18 protein-coding genes are annotated in these 20,427 nt (G+C 44.1%); 5 read left to right on the forward strand and 13 right to left on the reverse strand.

Features of this window, described 5'->3' with window-relative positions; all coding sequences use genetic code 11:
- Positions 1-346: 346 nt before the first annotated feature.
- The 6 genes from vpsR to xerD all read right to left on the reverse strand — a co-directional run bounded on the left by vpsR (position 347) and on the right by xerD (position 8,297).
- Positions 347-1,681, reverse strand: coding sequence for a cyclic-di-GMP-binding transcriptional regulator VpsR (vpsR, locus tag R8O11_RS00225; RefSeq protein WP_017635067.1), 1,335 nt, complete (start codon positions 1,679-1,681; stop codon positions 347-349).
- Positions 1,682-1,924: 243 nt separating this feature from the next.
- Entirely contained in the window at positions 1,925-3,442 is a 1,518-nt protein-coding gene (gene lysS, locus R8O11_RS00230; RefSeq protein ID WP_005382861.1) for a lysine--tRNA ligase, read from the reverse strand.
- A 34-nt stretch (positions 3,443-3,476) separates the two neighbouring features.
- Positions 3,477-4,575, reverse strand: a protein-coding gene (gene prfB / locus R8O11_RS00235) for a peptide chain release factor 2 (protein ID WP_100068604.1) whose coding sequence is annotated in 2 segments (ribosomal slippage) — positions 3,477-4,499 and positions 4,501-4,575 — 1,098 coding nt in all. Because the reading frame shifts where the segments join, the coding sequence is not laid out codon by codon here.
- Between the two features lie 173 nt (positions 4,576-4,748).
- Complete coding sequence (gene recJ / locus R8O11_RS00240) at positions 4,749-6,488, reverse strand: single-stranded-DNA-specific exonuclease RecJ (RefSeq protein WP_017635068.1); 1,740 nt, start codon at positions 6,486-6,488, stop codon at positions 4,749-4,751.
- A gap of 43 nt (positions 6,489-6,531) precedes the next feature.
- The gene (dsbC, locus tag R8O11_RS00245) at positions 6,532-7,320 is read right to left on the reverse strand and encodes a bifunctional protein-disulfide isomerase/oxidoreductase DsbC (RefSeq protein WP_318193824.1); all 789 of its coding nucleotides are present in this window, start codon (positions 7,318-7,320) and stop codon (positions 6,532-6,534) included.
- A gap of 59 nt (positions 7,321-7,379) precedes the next feature.
- On the reverse strand, positions 7,380-8,297 hold the full coding sequence (gene xerD, locus R8O11_RS00250; RefSeq protein ID WP_005381788.1) for a site-specific tyrosine recombinase XerD: 918 nt from the start codon (positions 8,295-8,297) through the stop codon (positions 7,380-7,382).
- Positions 8,298-8,454: 157 nt separating this feature from the next.
- Between xerD and fldB the strand changes: the two genes are divergently transcribed.
- The gene (fldB, locus tag R8O11_RS00255) at positions 8,455-8,973 is read left to right on the forward strand and encodes a flavodoxin FldB (protein WP_005381790.1); all 519 of its coding nucleotides are present in this window, start codon (positions 8,455-8,457) and stop codon (positions 8,971-8,973) included.
- A gap of 72 nt (positions 8,974-9,045) precedes the next feature.
- Here the strand turns inward: fldB and brnQ are convergent, their stop codons facing one another.
- Positions 9,046-10,356, reverse strand: a complete 1,311-nt coding sequence (gene brnQ / locus R8O11_RS00260) for a branched-chain amino acid transport system II carrier protein (protein WP_005381792.1) — start codon at positions 10,354-10,356, stop codon at positions 9,046-9,048.
- A 330-nt stretch (positions 10,357-10,686) separates the two neighbouring features.
- Here brnQ and R8O11_RS00265 point away from each other — a divergent pair, with 330 nt between their 5' ends.
- Positions 10,687-11,406 carry a tRNA1(Val) (adenine(37)-N6)-methyltransferase gene (locus R8O11_RS00265; protein WP_171345745.1) on the forward strand — a complete coding sequence of 240 codons (720 nt, stop codon included), beginning with the start codon at positions 10,687-10,689 and terminating at the stop codon, positions 11,404-11,406.
- Between the two features lie 107 nt (positions 11,407-11,513).
- Positions 11,514-12,737 (forward strand): ATP-dependent RNA helicase SrmB, encoded by a 1,224-nt coding sequence (srmB, locus tag R8O11_RS00270; protein WP_005381797.1) that lies wholly within the window; start codon positions 11,514-11,516, stop codon positions 12,735-12,737.
- 109 nt (positions 12,738-12,846) lie between these two features.
- On the opposite strand, the gene yaaA is transcribed toward srmB, so the two are convergent.
- Both yaaA and R8O11_RS00280 read right to left on the reverse strand, forming a co-directional pair.
- A complete protein-coding gene (gene yaaA / locus R8O11_RS00275; protein WP_005382848.1) occupies positions 12,847-13,623 on the reverse strand; it encodes a peroxide stress protein YaaA in 777 nt (258 codons plus the stop codon).
- 110 nt (positions 13,624-13,733) lie between these two features.
- Positions 13,734-15,167, reverse strand: coding sequence for an alanine/glycine:cation symporter family protein (locus R8O11_RS00280; RefSeq protein ID WP_005381800.1), 1,434 nt, complete (start codon positions 15,165-15,167; stop codon positions 13,734-13,736).
- A gap of 721 nt (positions 15,168-15,888) precedes the next feature.
- On the opposite strand from R8O11_RS00280, the gene R8O11_RS00285 reads away from it, so the two are divergent.
- Complete coding sequence (locus R8O11_RS00285) at positions 15,889-16,074, forward strand: DUF3545 family protein (protein WP_005381805.1); 186 nt, start codon at positions 15,889-15,891, stop codon at positions 16,072-16,074.
- 236 nt (positions 16,075-16,310) lie between these two features.
- Here the strand turns inward: R8O11_RS00285 and R8O11_RS00290 are convergent, their stop codons facing one another.
- The 3 genes from R8O11_RS00290 to nfo all read right to left on the reverse strand — a co-directional run bounded on the left by R8O11_RS00290 (position 16,311) and on the right by nfo (position 18,830).
- Positions 16,311-16,862 carry a hemerythrin domain-containing protein gene (locus tag R8O11_RS00290; protein ID WP_017821507.1) on the reverse strand — a complete coding sequence of 184 codons (552 nt, stop codon included), beginning with the start codon at positions 16,860-16,862 and terminating at the stop codon, positions 16,311-16,313.
- Positions 16,863-16,975: 113 nt separating this feature from the next.
- A complete protein-coding gene (gene ung, locus R8O11_RS00295) occupies positions 16,976-17,656 on the reverse strand; it encodes a uracil-DNA glycosylase (RefSeq protein ID WP_005382846.1) in 681 nt (226 codons plus the stop codon).
- A 289-nt stretch (positions 17,657-17,945) separates the two neighbouring features.
- Positions 17,946-18,830 (reverse strand): deoxyribonuclease IV, encoded by an 885-nt coding sequence (nfo, locus tag R8O11_RS00300; protein WP_318193825.1) that lies wholly within the window; start codon positions 18,828-18,830, stop codon positions 17,946-17,948.
- Between the two features lie 326 nt (positions 18,831-19,156).
- Here nfo and grcA point away from each other — a divergent pair, with 326 nt between their 5' ends.
- Positions 19,157-19,534 carry an autonomous glycyl radical cofactor GrcA gene (gene grcA / locus R8O11_RS00305; protein WP_005381814.1) on the forward strand — a complete coding sequence of 126 codons (378 nt, stop codon included), beginning with the start codon at positions 19,157-19,159 and terminating at the stop codon, positions 19,532-19,534.
- Between the two features lie 111 nt (positions 19,535-19,645).
- On the opposite strand, the gene R8O11_RS00310 is transcribed toward grcA, so the two are convergent.
- Entirely contained in the window at positions 19,646-20,305 is a 660-nt protein-coding gene (locus R8O11_RS00310; protein WP_213874537.1) for an NADPH-dependent FMN reductase, read from the reverse strand.
- Between the last annotated feature and the right edge of the window lie 122 nt (positions 20,306-20,427).

Below are 20,427 nucleotides of genomic sequence, written 5' to 3' on the forward strand. Positions count from 1 at the left end.
AGCGATAGGCATACGATCAGCGCAAGCAGTGGTGTTAACAACGTAATGTTTCATCTTGCGCCTCCTAGCTAAAAATTAATCCGTTTATGAAAGGTATAACTCATTGAGTTACGGTTAAATTGTAAGCTTTGATGAATATATATCAAACATTTTTTGCCTTTTTGATTAAAAACAAATCAATACACCGCAATTTAGTTTCATATACTTTTATGTATAACATATTCACCTGAGGAATATATAAATTTGCGGATTTTATAAATCAAACCAAACAAAAATAAAAAGAGCGGCTCTGTGGCCACTCTCTTTTATTGTATTTATTCGCCTATTTAACACAGGGAAAGGCCAACTACATGGCTTGTTCGGAAATCAAGTTATGTTTATTAAGTAGTCGATACATGGTTGCACGCGAAACTCCGAGCTCTTTCGCCGCATTTGAAACTTGACCAGAATGAGATTCCAAAACAACCAGCAACGCATCACGTTCACTCTTCTCTCGGATTGATTTCAAGCTGCGCTTTGAGTCATTACGTTGAGGTAAATCTAAGTGATGCTCTTCAATCATTACGCTGTCGGACATTAATACCGCTCGCTTCACTTGGTTCATCAGCTCACGCACATTTCCAGGCCAGAAATAACGTGTCAGTGCCTTGAATGCATCCTCAGAAAAGCTTTTTGCTTGCGAGTTGTACTCTTTTGAGAACTCTTGTAAGTAGAAACGAGCCAGCAATGCGATGTCACTCGCACGTTCTTTCAAGCTAGGGACATTGATGCGCAGAACGTTGATGTAATGGTAAAGCTCTTCATTGAAGTCACCGTCAATCAAAGCTTTTTCAACATCCGACGAGTTAGCAGCAAGAATACGCACGTTAACCGCTTTTACGCCATCTTTAGTATCAATGGTGCCTTCTTGCAAGAATCTCAGCAGATTCATTTGCTGCTCTTTTGAAATGGTAAGAATGTCATTAAACAACACGGTGCCACCATCTGCTTGTTCAAGCAGGCATGCTTCCATATCTTCATCGGCGTTAATACCAAATACTTCAGCTTGGAAACGTTGTTCATTGAGTGCGCGACAGTTAATTGCCATAAACGGTTTATGAGAGCGTGAAGAGACTTTATGGATGGCCCTAGCAACCGCCTCTTTACCAGTCCCACTTTCCCCAGAAATCAGAATGCTGACGTCCGTTGGACCAATGCGCTTCACTTGATCGCGTAAACGTTTCATCGGGATAGATTCACCGATCAAACCCATATCTAAACTGCTACCAAAACTAGGCCAAACTTTTTTCTCCAACTTAAGCATGCCAAGCTGGTGACCTATTGTGCTTAATAACTGTGCATCTGGGATCGGCGCTGTGAAAAAATCGATACAAAAGTTAACAATGAACTGGCATATGGTGTCAGTGCCAAGCTGAGATTCACGAATAAACGCTAACCAACGTACGTGTTTGTGAGAGCTGACTAAGTTCGCCAAGCCATTCAAGCTGAACTCGTCATGGCTGAGATCAACAATACCGATACATGGACCAATATCTTCTAACAGCGTATTAGCTTTGCGTAAATCACCTACTTGGTGACACTTCCAGCCCACTTGCTCCAGTACCGATAACCAAGGCTCATAAGTACCGCCAACTACCACAAGCGATCCCGGGATGGAATCCATCTTAAACTGCCCAGCCATTCTCTAACCCTTTTTCATTGTTAATAGAAATTTTGTGCCACAAACTTATCTTTGCGAGCGGGTAACATTATCGAGACTCCGCCCCCTCACGTCTGTCTCAGTATTAAGACTATGCAATAGATTGAGATTTGGCGAATGTTTATTTGCATATCCCATTAAAAAGCAAATGCAACAACTTGAATTAACTTAACTAAAAGGCAAAAAAAAACCACCCGAAGGTGGTTTTTTACTCATCCTATCGAATTACGCTTGCGGGCGCATTGCAGGGAATAGGATCACGTCACGGATAGTGTGCGTGTTAGTCAGTAGCATAACCAAACGGTCGATACCGATACCTTGGCCTGCTGTTGGCGGTAGGCCGTGCTCTAGAGCAGTGATGTAGTCTGCATCGTAGAACATTGCTTCGTCGTCACCAGACTCTTTCGCTTCAACCTGTGCTTTAAAGCGTGCATCTTGGTCTTCAGCATCGTTAAGCTCTGAGAAACCGTTCGCTACTTCACGGCCACCGATAAAGAACTCAAAGCGGTCTGTAAAGAACGGGTTATCATCGCTACGACGAGCCAACGGAGAAATATCTGCTGGGTAACCAGTGATGAACGTAGGCTGCATTAGCTTAGGTTCTGCTGTTTCACCAAAGATCTCTTCAAGAAGCTGACCACATGTCCAGAAAGGTTCTACTTCAACATGAACAGATTTCGCGATAGAAACCATTAGATCACGGTTTTGTAGGTCTTCTTCTGTTAGCGCTTGGATTTGCGCGTGGTCTGGGTTGTAGTGCTTGATTGCTTCGAACATGCTCATACGAGTGTAAGTACCACCAAACTCAACCGTTTCATCACCGTAAGGCATTGACGTTGAACCTAGAACTTCTTGCGCCACTGAGCTTAGTAGTTCTTCAGTTAGGTCCATCAGATCTTTGTAGTCTGCGTACGCCATGTAGAATTCCATCATTGTGAATTCTGGGTTGTGGCGTGGAGAAAGGCCTTCGTTACGGAAGTTACGGTTGATTTCGAATACGCGATCAAAACCACCAACAACTAGACGCTTCAGGTATAGCTCTGGCGCGATACGTAGGTACATTGGCATGTCTAGTGCGTTGTGGTGCGTGATGAATGGACGCGCACTCGCACCGCCAGGGATAACGTGCATCATTGGCGTTTCAACTTCCATGAACTGCTTAGAGATCATGAAGTTGCGGATTGCAGACATTACTTTAGAACGTACTACGAACGCTTGACGAGAGTCTTCGTTAACGATCAGGTCAACGTAACGTTGGCGGTAACGCATCTCTTGGTCAGTTAGACCGTGGAACTTTTCTGGAAGTGGACGTAGTGCTTTGGTTAGCAACTCGTACTCTTCCATGTTCACGTATAGGTCACCCTTACCAGACTTATGAAGTGCACCTTTAACACCGATGATGTCACCGATATCTAGACCTTGGTATTTTTCTTTAAGTACTTTTTGAACCGCTTTGTCAGCATAAGCTTGGATACGGCCAGAAGTTTCTTGAATTACCAAGAATGGACCACGTTTAGCCATGATACGGCCAGCGATTGCTACTACGTGGTTAAGCTCTTCTAGCTCTTCCTTCGTCTTTTCACCGAACTCTTTCTGAAGGTCGCCCGCTAGTGCGTCACGACGGAAGTCGTTTGGATGGCCGTTCGCTTTGCAGCTCTTTCGGATTGCATCCAGTTTAGCGCGGCGTTCAGCAATCAGCTTATTTTCTTCTAGTACAGTTTCGTTTTGAACAGCATCAGTCATTTTCGATGTATCCTGTTTTTGTCGGTGAAAAGCTTTATAGACCTGATTTCAGGCTAGCTTCAATAAATTTGTCCAGATCGCCATCAAGAACCGCTTGAGTATTACGGTTTTCAATGCCCGTACGGAGGTCCTTAATACGTGAGTCATCCAATACGTAAGAACGGATCTGGCTACCCCAGCCAATGTCAGACTTAGCGTCTTCATTAGCTTGTTTTTCCGCATTTTGCTTTTGCAATTCAAGCTCAAATAGCTTCGCTCGAAGCTGTTTCATTGCCTGATCTTTGTTCTTATGTTGAGAACGGTCATTCTGACACTGAACCACTGTGTTCGTAGGTACGTGCGTAATACGTACCGCAGATTCTGTGGTGTTTACGTGCTGACCACCTGCGCCTGACGCACGGTAAACGTCAATGCGTAGGTCGGAAGGATTAATGTCGATGTCGATGTTTTCATCAATCTCTGGATAGATGAACGCAGAAGCAAATGACGTATGGCGACGACCGCCTGAATCGAACGGAGATTTACGAACAAGACGATGAACGCCCGTTTCAGTGCGTAACCAACCGTACGCATATTCACCAGAGATGCGAACTGTTGCCGACTTAAGACCCGCGACTTCACCTTCAGAGACTTCAATCACTTCAGCTTTGAAGCCCTTCGCTTCTGCCCAACGTAGGTACATACGCAGCAGCATGTTAGTCCAGTCTTGTGCTTCTGTACCACCAGAGCCAGCTTGCAAATCGATGTAACAATCAGAGCTATCGTGGTCGCCAGAGAACATACGACGGAATTCAAGCTTTTCTAGCTTCTCTTCCAACTCAGCGAGTTCTGGTTCAATTTCGTCAAATGTTTCTTGATCTTCTTCTTCTACAGCCAGCTCAAGAAGACCTTCTACATCTTCCACACCTTGCTCTAGTTGATCAATGGTTTCAACAACCGCTTCTAGTGATGCACGCTCTTTACCCAGTGCTTGCGCACGCTCAGGTTCGTTCCATACATCTGGTTGTTCAAGTTCTGCGTTGACTTCTTCTAGACGCTCTTTCTTCGCGTCATAGTCAAAGATACCCCCTCAGGACATTTGTGCGCTGAGACACGTCCTGCAGACGGTTTTTAATTGGATTGATTTCAAACATGTTTACTCAACATTTTAGAATAGAATTTAACCGAGAAATTCTACTGAAAAATGTGACCGAGATACAGGAAAATTTCGGATGAGAAATCAGATTGCGGTGAGAGAGAGCACGGTCATAAAATTTTACACCCACTTAGGGATAACCGTACTCTATAAGAAAGGTTAATCTAGGTATTACTTAGCTTCGATATGGTCGATCATCAATTGCAATGATTGATTACCACGAAATTCATTCACATCCAGCTTATACGCGAGACGTACTGTTTTAACCGATGCATCTGGCCATCGACGTAGATCAACATTGAATGCGATACCGTCGATCATCACATTGGTAGGGTGACCTTTATAAAGCGGCTCTAACATCAATTTAAGATGCTTCTCACCCACCAGCTTTTGATGCAGTACTTTAAACTCACCATCAAAGATTGGCTCTGGGAAAGCTTGTCCAAAAGGGCCACCCGATCGCAGCTGTTCAGCAACATGCATAGAGAACTCTTCCGGCTTAAGTTCGCCATCGGACATGATCACGCCTTTTAGCGCCGCTTCATCGAGTTCCTTTTTTACCACTTCATCAAACAAACGACTGAAACGCTCAAAATCCTGCTCTTTAATCGTTAAGCCTGCTGCCATGGCGTGTCCACCAAACTTGATGATCAAACCCGGGTTTTGCGTGTCGATGAAATCCAACGCATCGCGCATGTGTAGCCCCGGAATAGAACGACACGAGCCTTTAATCGTCCCTTCTCCGCCATCAGCAAATGCAATGACTGGACGGTGAAACTTCTCTTTAATACGCGAAGCCAAAATACCAATCACACCTTGATGCCAATCACGTTGGAACAAGGCTAGGCCATAAGGAAGCTCATTGCCTTCACCAAACTGAAGGCGCTCACAGAAAGCCATCGCTTCTTGCTTCATGCCTTCTTCAATCTCTTTACGAGTTTGGTTCAAGCCATCCAATTCACTTGCCATGCGACGAGCAGCGTGGATGTTGTTACACATCAATAGTTCAACACCGAAAGACATGTCATCAAGACGACCTGCAGCGTTAATACGTGGACCTAAAGCAAAGCCAAAATCGGACGCAACTAAACGACGCGCATCGCGCTTCGCGACCTCAATTAATGCCTGGATGCCGGGACGCGCTTTGCCCGCACGAATACGTTGCAAGCCTTGGTGTACAAGAATGCGGTTGTTTTCATCCAATGGAACGACGTCGGCGACGGTACCCAGTGCAACAAGGTCAATCAGTTCCATCAACTTGGGCTCTTGCATCCCCTGTTCTGCAAACCAATTGTGTTTTCGCATATGAACGCATAGTGCCATCATGAGATAAAACGCGACCCCTACACCCGCAAGCGCTTTAGATGGAAAGCTACAGCTCTCAAGGTTTGGGTTCACCATTGCATCCACATCAGGCAACACTTGTCCTGGCAAGTGGTGATCGGTAACAAGCACGGTAATGCCATTTTCTTTTGCGTAACGCACGCCTTCGATTGATGAGACGCCGTTATCCACCGTCATGATCATCTCAGCGCCAAGCTCTAAGGCTTGGTCAACGACTTCTGGGCTTAACCCATAACCGTCTTCAAAACGATTTGGCACTAGGTAATCCACATTGTGACTACCAAGCATGCGCAGCGCGAGTACTGATAATGCTGAGCTTGTCGCGCCATCAGCGTCAAAATCACCGACAACGATGATGCGTTTTTGTTCTTTTATCCCCTGAAACAAAAGATCGACAGCTTGCTCAATCCCCCCGAGTTTTTGATATGAATGCAACCCACGGGCCGACGTTTCTAATTGTGAAAGATCCGTTATCCCACGGTTGATGTAGATACGTTTAAGAATCGGAGGAATGGAATCAGGAAGAAGGGAAAGATCAGGTTCAGGACGTCGTTGAATTTCTATCATGCTTAAAAGAGCCGACAACTTTGCCGACTCTGCTCCTAATGGATTATAGTTGCTTTAAACGTTTCAATAGCTCTGCAGGTGGTAGGTAGCCACCAACCATTTCGCCATTCGGTAAGAAGATTGCTGGCGTACCAGAAATACCCAATTGGCGACCTAGATTGTAATGCGCCTGGATGGTTTCTTTACACTGTTTCAGGTCTTTCGCAGGGTTATCAAATGTACGATTCACTTTCGCGTTGTGCATTGCCGACGCCGGATCTTCAGCACACCAAATCGTTGCCATTTGTTCTGCCACAGGGCCAGTTGCACTTTGGCGAGGGTAAGCCATGTAACGCACTGTAATACCTAGATCATTATAGCCTTGCATTTGGCTATGCAGACGCACACAGTAACCACATGTGATATCGGTGAATACGGTCACAACGTACTTTTCATCGTCGGCTTTGTATTCGATCATGCTATCGGAGAACTGCGCAATTTTCTCGGCGTTAAGCGGCGCTTGACGCTCTGCTATGACATCTTTGTAACTGCCATCATCATTAATGGCATAAAGCGTACCGGCGATAAAATGGCTACCATCATTTGAAGCAAACAGGATCCCGCCATTGGTTTGAATTTCCAATAAGCCAGCGACGTCTGATGGTTGAATATCAACGATAGATAAACCAAGCTTTGAGAACTTAGTTTTTAATGCTGCTTCATCAAAGCCGCTTTGTGCAGCTGGCGCCACTTGTTGCGCAGGAGTCTCCGTTTGAGCCTGACTTTCTTCTGCACCACAAGCGGTAACAAAAAATGGTAAAGTCAGCAGAGTTAGTCGGCGTAATACGCTCATGAAATTCACCTTAATGTAAAATCGTTTTTCCAAGAGGACATGGATGAATCTAACCATTGTTATGCTCTTGGGTGGTGTTGACTGTGGATCTGCTTCAATCGTTCAGTCGCCACGTGAGTATAAATTTGCGTGGTCGATAAGTCACTATGCCCTAAAAGCATCTGTACGACCCTGAGATCTGCGCCATAGTTCAATAAATGCGTGGCAAAGGCATGACGCAGTACGTGCGGCGACAGCTGATCAGTATCAATCCCTGCTATCAAAGCATAGTACTTAATACGGTGCCAAAACGTCTGACGAGTCATTTGTCTTGCGCGTTTACTAGGAAAAACAATATCAGATGATGTATCACCAAGTAACGCAGGACGCCCTTGTTGAATGAACGTCTCGATCCAATCGACCGCGTTTTCCCCCATAGGAACTAGGCGTTCTTTACCACCTTTACCAGTCACGCGCACCACCCCTTGGCGCAAGCTAACATTTTCCATGGTCAAACTGACGAGCTCTGTCACACGCAACCCTGTCGCGTAGAGTAGCTCTAGCATCGCTTTATCGCGCAATTCTATAGGGTCGTTCGGGTCTGGCGCCTCGAGCAACGCGTCCACTTGCTCTTCACTAATATCTTTGGGTAAACGTTGTGGCAGTTTAGGACTAACCAAGAGCGCACTCGGGTCATCAGCGCGCACCTTCTCACGATGCAGGTATTGGAATAAACGGCGAATCGCCGACAACATACGCGCACGAGACGTCTGTTTGTAATCTAAATCTACAAGGTGGCTTTGATATTCTTGCAAGCCAGACAAACTGATAAAATCAAGACGGTATCGATGTTTTTCCATCCACACGAGCAACTTCATTAAATCGTTTCGGTAGGAAGCCAACGTGTTCTCTGATAGGCCACGCTCCATCCACATCGCATCTAAGAATTGCTCAACAAGCGAAAAATCTTGTTGATTGACAGGCTGTTGTGCCGTCATGAATGCTTCCTTATCTGTTTATATTTACAGTATTTAGATTAAAGCACCTGCCAATCCAATACCATAAAAAATCATCCCACATAGGATATTCGCTGCAATCTTCCTCAATTTATGGTTAGAATCTTCCACAACAGCAACACAAATAACGACGAATATAATGAAAATCGGACTCTTTTACGGCTCAACGACCTGCTACACCGAAATGGCAGCAGAGAAAATTCGTACCCTTATTGGTGAAGACCTTGTCGACATTCACAATGTGAAAGAGACACCGTTATCACTAATGGCGGACTACGACTTATTACTCCTTGGCATCTCAACTTGGGATTTTGGTGAAATTCAAGAAGATTGGAACGCGATTTGGCAAGACATCGCGACCACACCACTGAAAGGCAAAGTTGTAGCGCTGTTTGGTCTGGGTGACCAAGAAGGTTACGGAGAGTGGTATTTAGATGCGATGGGCTTACTTCACGATGAATTGCAAGCCACAGGCGCAACCTTTATCGGTTACTGGCCAAATGAAGGCTACGAATTTGAAGCATCGAAAGCATTGATCGAAGATGGCAGCAAGTTTGTTGGACTTGCGTTAGATGAAGACTCACAGTACGAACTGAGTGATGAACGCATCGAAAAATGGTGTGAACAAGTTCTTGTGGAATTCCACGACACGCTTTAATAGCGCAAACACGTCATCATTAAAAAGTAAAAAGCCCGATGAAGTAATTCATCGGGCTTTTTATTATCTTGATTACGCGGTTTCTTGTGCTAGCTCTGGGCGAGGTTTCGCGATGAAGAACATGCACACGATAGCCGCAAATGTTGGAAGCACCCAACCCATGCCGACTTCGAATAGTGGCAACATGTTAAACGCAGAAACATCAATACCCGATACTTTTGCCGCATCAACTAACGCAAACAGCAGAGATACAAGCAGTACCGCACGGTAAGCAAAGCGTGGATTCGGCAGTTTGCTGCGCACAAATGTTAGTGCAACCAACGCAATCGCCACAGGGTACAGCGCAAACAATACTGGCACTGACAGAGAAATCAGCTGCGCAAGACCAACGTTTGCAACCAATGCACAAACAGAACCATTAATCAGTACCCATTGCTTGTATGACAGTGGTGTTTTCGAGCTGAAGAAATCTGAACACGCAGAAATCAAGCCAATCGCGGTTGTCAGACACGCTAGCAATACGATGACAGACAGAACGATTTGACCGTATGGACCAAACAACGCTTGAACGTATTGGCTAAGTACTAGGCCACCATTATCAGCACCAGCAGCAACCGTTGCACTCGTCGCACCTAAGTAAAATAGTGAGATGTAAACAAACGCAAGACCAGCAGCAGCAATACAACCTGCATAGATCAGATATTTAGTAGTTGCAGAGCGCTCAGTAATGCCTTTACCGCGCAGTGCATCAACCATCAGCATACCAAACATCAATGACGCGAACGTATCCATTGTGTTGTAGCCTTCTAAGAAGCCTTTGGTCAGAGGCTGCGTTAGGTATTCACCGTGCGCGCCAATCATATCGCCCTGAGGATCAAGGAAGACAGCGACAGCAAGAATGATCAAACCAACGAACAATGCTGGTGTCAGTACTTTACCGATGAGATCGATCAAACGGCCTTGGAACCATGAGAACATCATTGCTGCGATAAAGAAGATCACTGAGAACGCTGTCAGATGCGTTTGTGATGCCTCAAGGAAGAAAGGTTTCACCGCCATCTCGTAAGCCACTAGGCCAGTACGAGGCGCTGCAAACGCAGGACCAATGATGATGAAAATCAGTGCAGCCATAAGAACTGCCGCTTTTTTCGGAAGATCTTGCGTCAAGTGATCCCAAGAACCACCAGCAACAGCAATAGCAACGATAGTAATAAGAGGTAGACCTACCGCTGTTAGCAAGAAACCAAACATAGCTGGCATTAAGTTTTCACCCGCTAACTGACCCGCTAAAGGTGGAAAGATAATATTGCCCGCACCTAAAAAGAACGCAAATAGCATAAAGCCTACTGCGATAATATCTGTTAGTTTTAACGTCTGCTTCACAGATAACCCTTGTCTTTTAATTAATGAATGTTGTGTATGCTTAGACCACTTTTTGTATACCTAAAGTCAATAAGTACACGTGGTTCAATCTATAAAATTTTCGCCGCATAATGACGAAAGACTCATCATTTGGCAACCTTTAAGAAAAAAACACCATATTAATTTAGTTTTCAAACTTAAAAGCAGTGGATATAACCAGATCCAAATAACAGACCAGTTCTTTATCTCGATCAATTAACAATACAATTTAATAACCAACAAAACAACAATCTATACAATTAATAAACAATAGAGCAATCCACTTAATTATTGAGCAAATATAAAACAATCATGAAGAACAAAAAACTGAAAACTAAAGGCTTCAATTTTAAGCAATTTTGTATTGAGGGTGGCGAGAGTGGTATGCCAGTCAGCACAGATGGGGTAATGCTTGGTGCTTGGATTCAAAGCCCTAACGACGCTAAAATTCTCGATATTGGCACTGGCACTGGCCTGCTTGCCCTGATGTGTGCTCAACGCTTTACAGAAGCTCAAATAACCGCGGTCGATATCGAATTAACAGCCGTTGCTGCCGCGCAAAAAAATATGGCCCAGTCTCCTTGGTCAGATCGTGTAAGTGTGCATCACACCGACATACTGCACTTTACGCCGACACATCCATTTCAACGCATCATTTGTAATCCGCCCTACTTCAACAGCGGCGAACAATCGAAACACAGTCAACGTGCAACCGCGAGGCACACTGATACGCTAGGCCATAACACATTGCTACAGCGTTGCTATCATTTGCTTGATGACGAAGGGAGGGCTAGTTTTGTGTTGCCAATCACCGAAGGCGAGCAGTTCATTGAGCTAGCATTAAACCAAGGTTGGTATCTATCGCGGATCTGTCGTGTGCAACCATCAGAAAAGAAACCAGTACACCGACTGTTATTTGAACTATCAAAACGACCTTGCGATTCTCAAACGTCACATTTAATTATCCGTTCAAATGACGGCTATAGTGATGATTTTATCCAGTTAACTCGCGAGTTTTATCTTAAGATGTGAAATAACATGTGATCCTTATCACCAATCACTTTATAATGTGCGACCTTTTTGTATTCTATGCTGTTGTGGCGAACCATTAACCAAGCTTTGCTTGTGGAGAACTCATTGTGATCAGAACCTTTGCTGAACTTGATCTAGACCAAAACCTACTTGAAGCCATTGAAGAGATGGGTTACGAACGCCCAACAAAAATTCAGGCAGAAGCGATTCCACAAGCGTTGGACGGTCGTGACATTCTAGCGTCAGCGCCAACAGGAACTGGTAAAACGGCCGCCTTCGTCCTGCCAGCATTGCAATACTTGCAAGACTTCCCTCGTCGTAAGCCTGGGCCTGCGCGTATTTTGATCCTAACGCCTACTCGCGAACTGGCGATGCAAATTGCCGATCAAGCACGTGCTTTGGCAAAAAATACCAAACTCAACATTTTCACCATCACTGGTGGTGTTCAGTACCAAGAGCACGCCGACATCCTTGCAACAACGCAAGACATTGTGGTTGCGACACCTGGCCGTTTAAAAGAATACATTGATGCAGAACGTTTTGATTGTCGTGCAATCGAATGGTTAATCCTTGATGAAGCAGACCGTATGCTAGATATGGGTTTTGCTCCTACTGTCGATCGCCTATCTAACGAATGTCGCTGGCGTAAGCAAACCCTTCTGTTTTCAGCAACGTTAGAAGGGAAAGGCGTAGAAGGCTTTACCGCTGATCTGTTGAATGACCCAGCAGAGATCGACGCAAAATCGCCGCTGCGTGAGCGTAAGAAAATTGCTCAGTGGTACCACCGAGCTGATGATGCTGAACACAAACTGGAATTACTAAAACACATTATTACTCAGCAAGCTGAGCGCACTATCGTCTTTTTAAAGACTCGTGAGCGTTTGGCTGAGCTACGAGCGCAGCTTGAAAGCGCACAGATTCCATGTTCTTGGATTCAAGGTGAAATGCCGCAAGATCGTCGTAACAATGCGATTTCTCGCTTCCGCGATGGAACTGTGAACGTTCTGCTCGCGACGGACGTTGCTGCGCGTGGTATCGATCTTCCGGATGTATCACACGTTATCAACTACGACATGCCGCGCACGGCTGATGTTTACCTTCACCGTATCGGCCGTACGGCTCGCGCAGGTAAGAAAGGTAACGCTATCTCAATCGTAGAAGCACACGACCAACCAATGATGGATCGCGTTGCACGTTATGTGAAAGAAGACATCAAAGAGCGTTTCGTGAAAGAGATGCGTCCTAAACACAAAAAGCCTGTGTTTAAGAAGAAAAAGAAAAAAGACGACAAGAAAAAAGTAGCGAAAAAGAAAACCGCTAAGAAGAAGTAATCTTGTTGGGGCCAAGTAGCTCAAGCTAGAAAATAACAAAGGGTTGGCAATGCCAACCCTTTTTCGTTTGTGCTGATAGAGATTAACGTAGACTACGTCTCAATTAGCTTTATTTTTGCTCTTCGCGTTTAAATACTAACTCTGTTGGCGTGGATTCATCTTCCACAAAGTAGTAACCCGCCGTATCAAACTTAGTCAGGTCTGCCACGCTCTCAACACGGTTTTCAATGATGTAACGCGCCATCATACCGCGCGCTTTCTTCGCGTAAAAACTGATGACCTTGTATTGACCATTCTTACAATCTTTGAATACTGGCGTGATCACTTGCGCATCTAAATTCTTTGGCTTAACCGCTTTAAAGTATTCATTTGATGCAAGGTTGATAAGGACATTATCACCTTGAGCAGAAATCGCTTCGTTAAGCTTGTCCGTAATTACATTGCCCCAAAACTGGTACAAGTTCGTACCCTTGTCGTTTGCAAGCTTGGTACCCATTTCAAGACGGTATGGCTGCATCAAATCAAGTGGTTTTAGTAAACCATAAAGACCCGATAGCATACGCAGATGATCTTGAGCATATTCGAAGTCCGCTTCAGATAAACTTTCGGCGTCTAGCCCTGTGTAAACGTCACCTTTAAATGCAAGAATGGCTTGTCGTGAGTTTTCCGTGGTAAACGTTTCACTCCACTCTTGGAATCGGCCCACATTTAAATCGGCAATCTTGTCGCTCACTTTCATTAAAGAGGCAACATCAGCAGGAGTCAGTTTGCGGCAAACATCGATAAGCTCTTTTGAGTATTCGACCAACTCAGGTTGAGTAAATTTTTCTGTCGCTAACGGAGACTCGTAATCAAGAGTCTTCGCTGGAGAAACTACGATAAGCATGACTTTCCCTTCTCTAATTTTGTTTTTAATAGGGTACAAAAAAAGCCATGCATTGTCTGCATGGCTTTTTACATCGTACTAATAGCTTTCAACTATGAGTGATAGCTCACTTAGTCTTTTTTATCGTTGTACCAAATGCCTTCTTCAAGCTGAGATTTCAGCTCCGGGAAGTCATTCGCATCAAATGTTGGCACTTTTCCTTCACCAAGCTGGCGGTTGTAATCTTTGGCCAGTTTAATCACGATGCCAGATAGCAAGATGATCGCCACCAAGTTGACTATCGCCATCAGACCCATAGAGACGTCAGCAAGCGACCATACGACTGGTAACGAAGCTAGTGCACCAAACATCACCATACCAAGAACAATAACGCGGAAAATGCTTAAGCCCGCTTTATGATTGTGCTCTAGGAAGATTAAGTTCGTTTCAGCATACGAGTAGTTTGCAATGATTGAAGTAAACGCAAAGAAGAAGATTGCCACAGCAACAAAGATGCCGCCCCAATCGCCAACTTGTGAGCTCAATGCTCGCTGAGTTAGCTCGATACCCGTCACTTCTGTTGCTTGACCGACATACTCACCAGACATCAGGATGATAGCCACTGTTGCAGAACAGATAACGATCGTATCCATGAACACGCCTAGCATCTGTACGTAACCTTGAGACGCTGGGTGTGGTGGGTAAGGTGTTGCTGAAGCTGCCGCGTTAGGTGCCGAACCCATACCTGCTTCATTCGAGAATAGACCGCGCTTGATACCGTTAATCATTGCCTGTGCAATTGCGTAGCCAAGACCACCTGCTGCTGCTTCTTGCAGACCAAATGCACTCTTAAAGATAAGCATCAATACATCAGGTAGTTTCTCTAGGTTAGAGAACATGATGAACAGCGCTAGGGCTAGATAAAGTAGTGCCATGATCGGAACGATCATCTCAGCAACTCTTGCGATACGCTTGATGCCACCGAAAATAACAATTGCAGACAGTAAAACAACGGCAATACCGACATACAGGTTATTCCAACCAAATGCGTTGCTCATTGCATTGGCAATTGAGTTAGCTTGTACGGCGTTGAATACCAAACCAAAAGCGATGATTAGGAAAACTGAGAACAACACGCCCATCCAACGCATGCCCAGGCCTTTTTCCATGTAGTAGGCAGGGCCACCACGGTAGTTGCCATCATCATCTTTGGTTTTGTATAGCTGCGCCAGTGTGCTCTCGGCAAACGATGTTGCCATACCAAGCATTGCAATCAGCCACATCCAGAAGATCGCACCAGGACCACCCGCAGTCAATGCAACTGCAACGCCCGCCATGTTACCTGTACCAACACGTGCAGCAAGACTAGTACAAAGCGCTTGGAAAGAGGAAATACCAGCTTTGTCTGCTTTACGACTGTTCTTAAGAACAGAGAACATGTGGCCGAAATGGCGGAACTGAATGAACCCTAATCGAACGGTGAAGTAAATACCAACACCAACAAGAAGATAAACCAGAATCGAGCCCCAGAGGAGATCGTTCATCAAATTGATTAAGTCTGTCATGTGTACCTCAAAGTGAGTTGCGCCAGTCTATGCGTCCTAGCCATCCACCAAATTGCCTGCTAAGTGTCAAAGTGTGCTTAGCTTTTTAAGTAATGTTTATGGGCAATCTAGAATCGTAAACGTCGCTTCATGCATCCATTTTACGTACCAGCGTATTTTTTGACGGGCGGATAATGCAACCTAGGAGCGCAAAAATCAATATGCAACAATGAGAATAACATTGTTATTTTTCACTATAAAGTCACCAAAAAATAACATAAATAGAAGACTTAACACTCAAACTGCGCAACATTTCAATTACCAAACACCAACATAAATAATTATTCCTCATTAAATAGAATGGTAAACCGTATAAACAAGAACAAGCTAGTATTCACAAGGTGTTACATAAATTTACGCTAGTGACTTACCATCTAATTGAACACTATTTCATCAAACTGATTTTATGCAACTTTAACCTTTGCGCAGTGCACCCATTCATCAAATCGAATTAACATAGAAAATCTCTCTATTTAATCGTTTTCTTGAGATCGTTTGTGCATTTTTTATCCACATCGTTGCAATAAAAAGTGTGATTTTGAGAATATTTTTGCACGAAAATGTCATGCTACCGACACAAATGCGAAATATATCATGGTTATTCTCACGGCTATTGTGGTACTTAAAAAACTCCACAAGGACTGGTTACAACAGTTTAGCTTAAGAAAGGTAAAGGTGGCTTATGGAAGGCTTTCAACTAGATGACATTTTTAATCTGGATACTACCTCAACAACCAAATCTCGTGCCAAACCAGTAAAGCGAAAGTGGCGTGAAATAGAAGAGATGAACGACAGACGCAATTTGCTTAAAGAGCTGCGCGAACTTGATGTCTGTACCGATTATAACTTGGAAGACATTAAACTCTAATTCAAACAAAAGGCACCTTACAGGTGCCTTTTGTTTTTTGTTTACAGTGACCGTAAACACCGTGAGTTTATGTACCAAGGTTTAAGTATGAATACCATTATTACTCAATGAGAATCTTCCGTACTTTTTGCCGAGAAATATGCACACTAAATTTTCGGTTGATTCCCAATAAATAAGAAATGTATCTCACAAACCCGAGAGACGGCTTTCGCTCGCTCAGGTTTCATCACTCAGGCTTAAACATACTCAGTATCACTTTGACGAACACGTTCGGCCAACTGCTTATAACGATCAGCAATCGTGTCACCAAACACAGGATCATCCTCACTGACGCTCCATAAGCTCTCGACATGCTGCCAATCTTCTGTGGTAAATAACTCTTCAATGAGAGGCAAAATTTTTCGCTCTTCTAGCTCCAAGTGGCGCCTTTGCGATTCAATGAAATCTTCTAGGTGAGCGACGAACATGTCTTGTGGCACAACAGCATCCTGAAGGATCATCTCTATCACGGATGAAAACTCTCTGGTTTTACTCGCTAACTCTAGATGTTCTTTCTCTAAATTTTCCATGGTTTGTTGCTTACCATAGTGTTCAAGAAAGTGATGATAGAGGATATCTTCTTTCGGGTGGTGTACTTTCTCCGAATGATTAGAGAGGTAATCAACAATCTCGCTTACTAACGCATAGTTGATTACACGTTCTTTTTTTATCTCATTAAGCTTATGGCGCAGTATCGCCAACAGACGAACCATATAACCATGTTCGCGTCGAATTCTTTCGATCATCATAGCGTCTCTCCTTAACACCTACTTTTAGTAAGTGTACATGAGAAATTTACTATCAGCCTCGAGCGTGCTCAAAAAAACAGCGATCATAGCATCCATGATCGCTGTCTCTTCATTTATACCGTTAATGGCAAATGCCAGTTGATTGGTGCTTTTTCTTGTGATGTAAGTAACTGGTTTGCTTGAGAGAAATGCTTACAACCGAAAAAGCCTCGATGTGCAGAGAGTGGCGATGGGTGTGGGGCAGCTAACACATGGTGCTTATTGCGATCGATAAAACGACCTTTCTTCTGTGCATGTGACCCCCACAACAAGAACACTACACCTTCTTGATGCTGGTTAATGGCCTCAATAACGCGGTCAGTAAAGGTTTCCCAGCCAGTTTTCGAATGTGAGTGTGCTTTGCCCTGCTCTACTGTTAATACGGTATTGAGTAGCAACACCCCTTGTTCAGCCCAGCTTTGTAGAAAGCCATGTTGAGGAATTTGGAAACCCTCAATATCCTGCGCCAGTTCTTTGTACATATTCACCAAAGATGGTGGCGTTTTAATGCCAGGAAGTACAGAGAAACACAGGCCATGCGCCTGATTTGGGCCGTGGTATGGGTCTTGTCCTAGAATCACGACCTTAACGTCTTTGAACTCGGTAAAACGAAACGCGTTAAAGACATCTTTTGCGGGAGGAAAAATAGCTTTGCCTGCGGCGCGTTCGGCTTCAACAAAATTCAAGGTGTCTACAAAGTAGCTCTGCTTTTTCTCTTCGCCGATCACATCGTGCCAAGTGGGTGACTGATTCATGGAAAGTTCCTGTCCTAAATTTTGCTTCTATTCTAACGAGCGAAACTCAAACAAACAAAAACTTACCACGAACTTGAGACAAGTAATAAAAGACTAATGCTTCTGTGGCGTTCGAAAGTGCCCCTGTCCGGTAATGTGACGATTAGGCATCGGTAAGCGAAGCACGCGACGAGTGTAAGCATAAGGAGTAAAAGAGAGTGGTCGAGACATGTTGGCATCCTTCTTTGCTAATTCAGAGATTGATGTTCAATGACTAAGAAAGAAAGGTGCCAACTTTGTGGTTACGCCATTAACTGTCAATGGCCGCTAAATGGAATTGACGCAACGTGTTGATCTCTTGCTGCCAAATATCTGGATCAATTGTTTCTAAAATCAGAGGGATACCATCAAAACGAGGGTCTTTCGCGATGTACTCAAAGCAATCCCACCCGATCTCTCCTTTACCAAGAGAATGGTGGCGATCTACTTTGCTGGCAAACTCTACTTTTGAATCATTTAGATGCATTGCTCTTAAATAGTGCATACCTACGATACGGTCGAACTCTGCAAAGGTGCGCTCGCAATCTTCTTTTGTACGTAAGTCATAACCAGCCGTAAAGGTATGGCAGGTATCAATACAAACGCCGACACGATCTTTATCTTCCACTTGCTCGATGATTTCAGCAAGGTGCTCAAACTTCCAGCCTAAGTTAGTGCCTTGACCTGCCGTATTCTCGATAATAGCGATCACATTCGGCACCGCTTTATGCGCAAGATTGATCGACTCGGCGATCGTCGCGAGGCACTCCTGTTCAGAGACTTTCTTTAGGTGACTACCCGGATGGAAGTTAAGCAAAGTCAGCCCCAACTGATTACAACGCTCCATTTCATCAATAAATGCCGCGCGGGATTTATTCAGCTTTTCTTCTTCCGGCGCACCCAAGTTAATCAGATAAGAATCATAGGGAAGAATATGTTCTGCTCCGAAACCCAGCATTTTACAGTTCGCTTTAAACGCACTGATGGTTTTTGCTTCTAAAGGCTTCGCCACCCACTGGCGTTGGTTTTTTGTAAATAGTGCGAATGCATTCGCGCCAATTTCACGAGCTCTCAACGGAGCTTGATCGACCCCACCAGCAGCAGAGACATGTGCACCAATGAGTTTATTCCCAAGCTTGTTTTTCATGTTTGTCATTTAATCACTTTAGACTTTCAGTATTGCTACCTAAATACAGATAGTTGTGTTAACCAGTTTAAACTTTAATCTCAATTTGTAGTAAATTTACAACAAAACTAGTTATTAAATATTTTTTATATTATCAAATAAATTGTAATTGGTTTGTTTTCAAAGGTTTTATTGATTTAACTCAATAAAATCACCTTAATAAAAATAATGTTTTTGGTTGTTTTTTGACTTAAATCAATATTAAAATAGTGGATATTAGCTATATAATACTCAGCTCAACGAAAATTCGAAAATTAACACCAATAATCACCACGTAAGTGGTCTAGGAGATAGTGATGATCCAAGGTATCCAAATTACAAAAGCGGCAAACGACGACCTACTAAACTCTATCTGGCTATTAGATAGCGAAAAAAATGAAGCTCGTTGTGTTGCTGCAACTGCTGGCTACGAAGCAGACCAAGTTATCGCAATCAGCGACCTAGGTGAATACGAAAGCCGTGAAGTTGCAATCGAAACTGCTCCTCGTATCGAAGGCGGCCAACACCTAAACGTGAACGTGCTTAAACGCGAAACACTAGAAGATGCAGTTGCACACCCAGAGAAATACCCACAACTAACTATTCGTGTTTCTGGTTACGCAGTACGTTTTAACTCGCTAACTCCAGAGCAACAACGTGATGTAATCGCTCGTACTTTTACTGAGACTCTATAATCTCTCAGTAAACTAGCTCGCTAGAATTTAAAAAGCTTGGTCTGCAATGACCAAGCTTTTTTTGTTTCAGAATCCTTCTAAACCCTTTCTATAATGGAAAGCAACTCGCCTCTAAGGTGCATTTCTTTGCGAAGGATCTTTCTGAAACGCTTGCGCTAAAGAGGTTGGATCAAGCCTATCTCTTTGCAGTGACGCCCCTTCTGCCCACCAAATCATTTGATGCATAGTGCGATTCATATAGTTGTCCCACTGCGTCTGCTCCGACTCATCCGCAGCAACGCCCTGTTCATCAAAGACTTCTTGCGCTTTCGGAATGTGGATCATCGCAGAGACAGGTAGACATCCAAGTTCAGATAAGAAGGTACGCATAGAAACAGCAGCTCTAACACCACCCCATTGTCCGGCAGAATAGGTCACGATAGCACTCGGCTTGTAAGAAAACAGCGAACTGCCGAAATGGTTAAGCATGTTCGCCAAAGCAGGACTCATCGAATGGTTATATTCCGGGCTAACCATCACATACCCATCGGCCTGTTTGATTTTGTCTGCCAGCTCACTTAGGTGCTGCGGAACTTTAGAGCGGTGATAAGCAAACTCGGGCTTAAACACATCGCCAAAGTCGTAATTCAAAGGGTCGATGATTTCGACCGTATGTTGCGAATGTTGACTCGCGATGAGTTTTTCACACGCTTTACTGACTCGCATTCCTAAACGGGCTGGTCGTGGTGGCGTGCTGTCTCTCACTGAGCCAAGAAAAATCAAAAAATGCATGCTTCTCTTTCCATCTCATTTAGTTAAGTTCGTTTCTCAATCATAAAGAGAGTCAAAACTTACCAACAATAAAAAAGGTGAATGATTACTCATTCACCTCTCGTTATTTCTGTTTTTGATAC

The sequence above is a fragment of the Vibrio sp. 1288 genome (assembly GCF_033344475.1).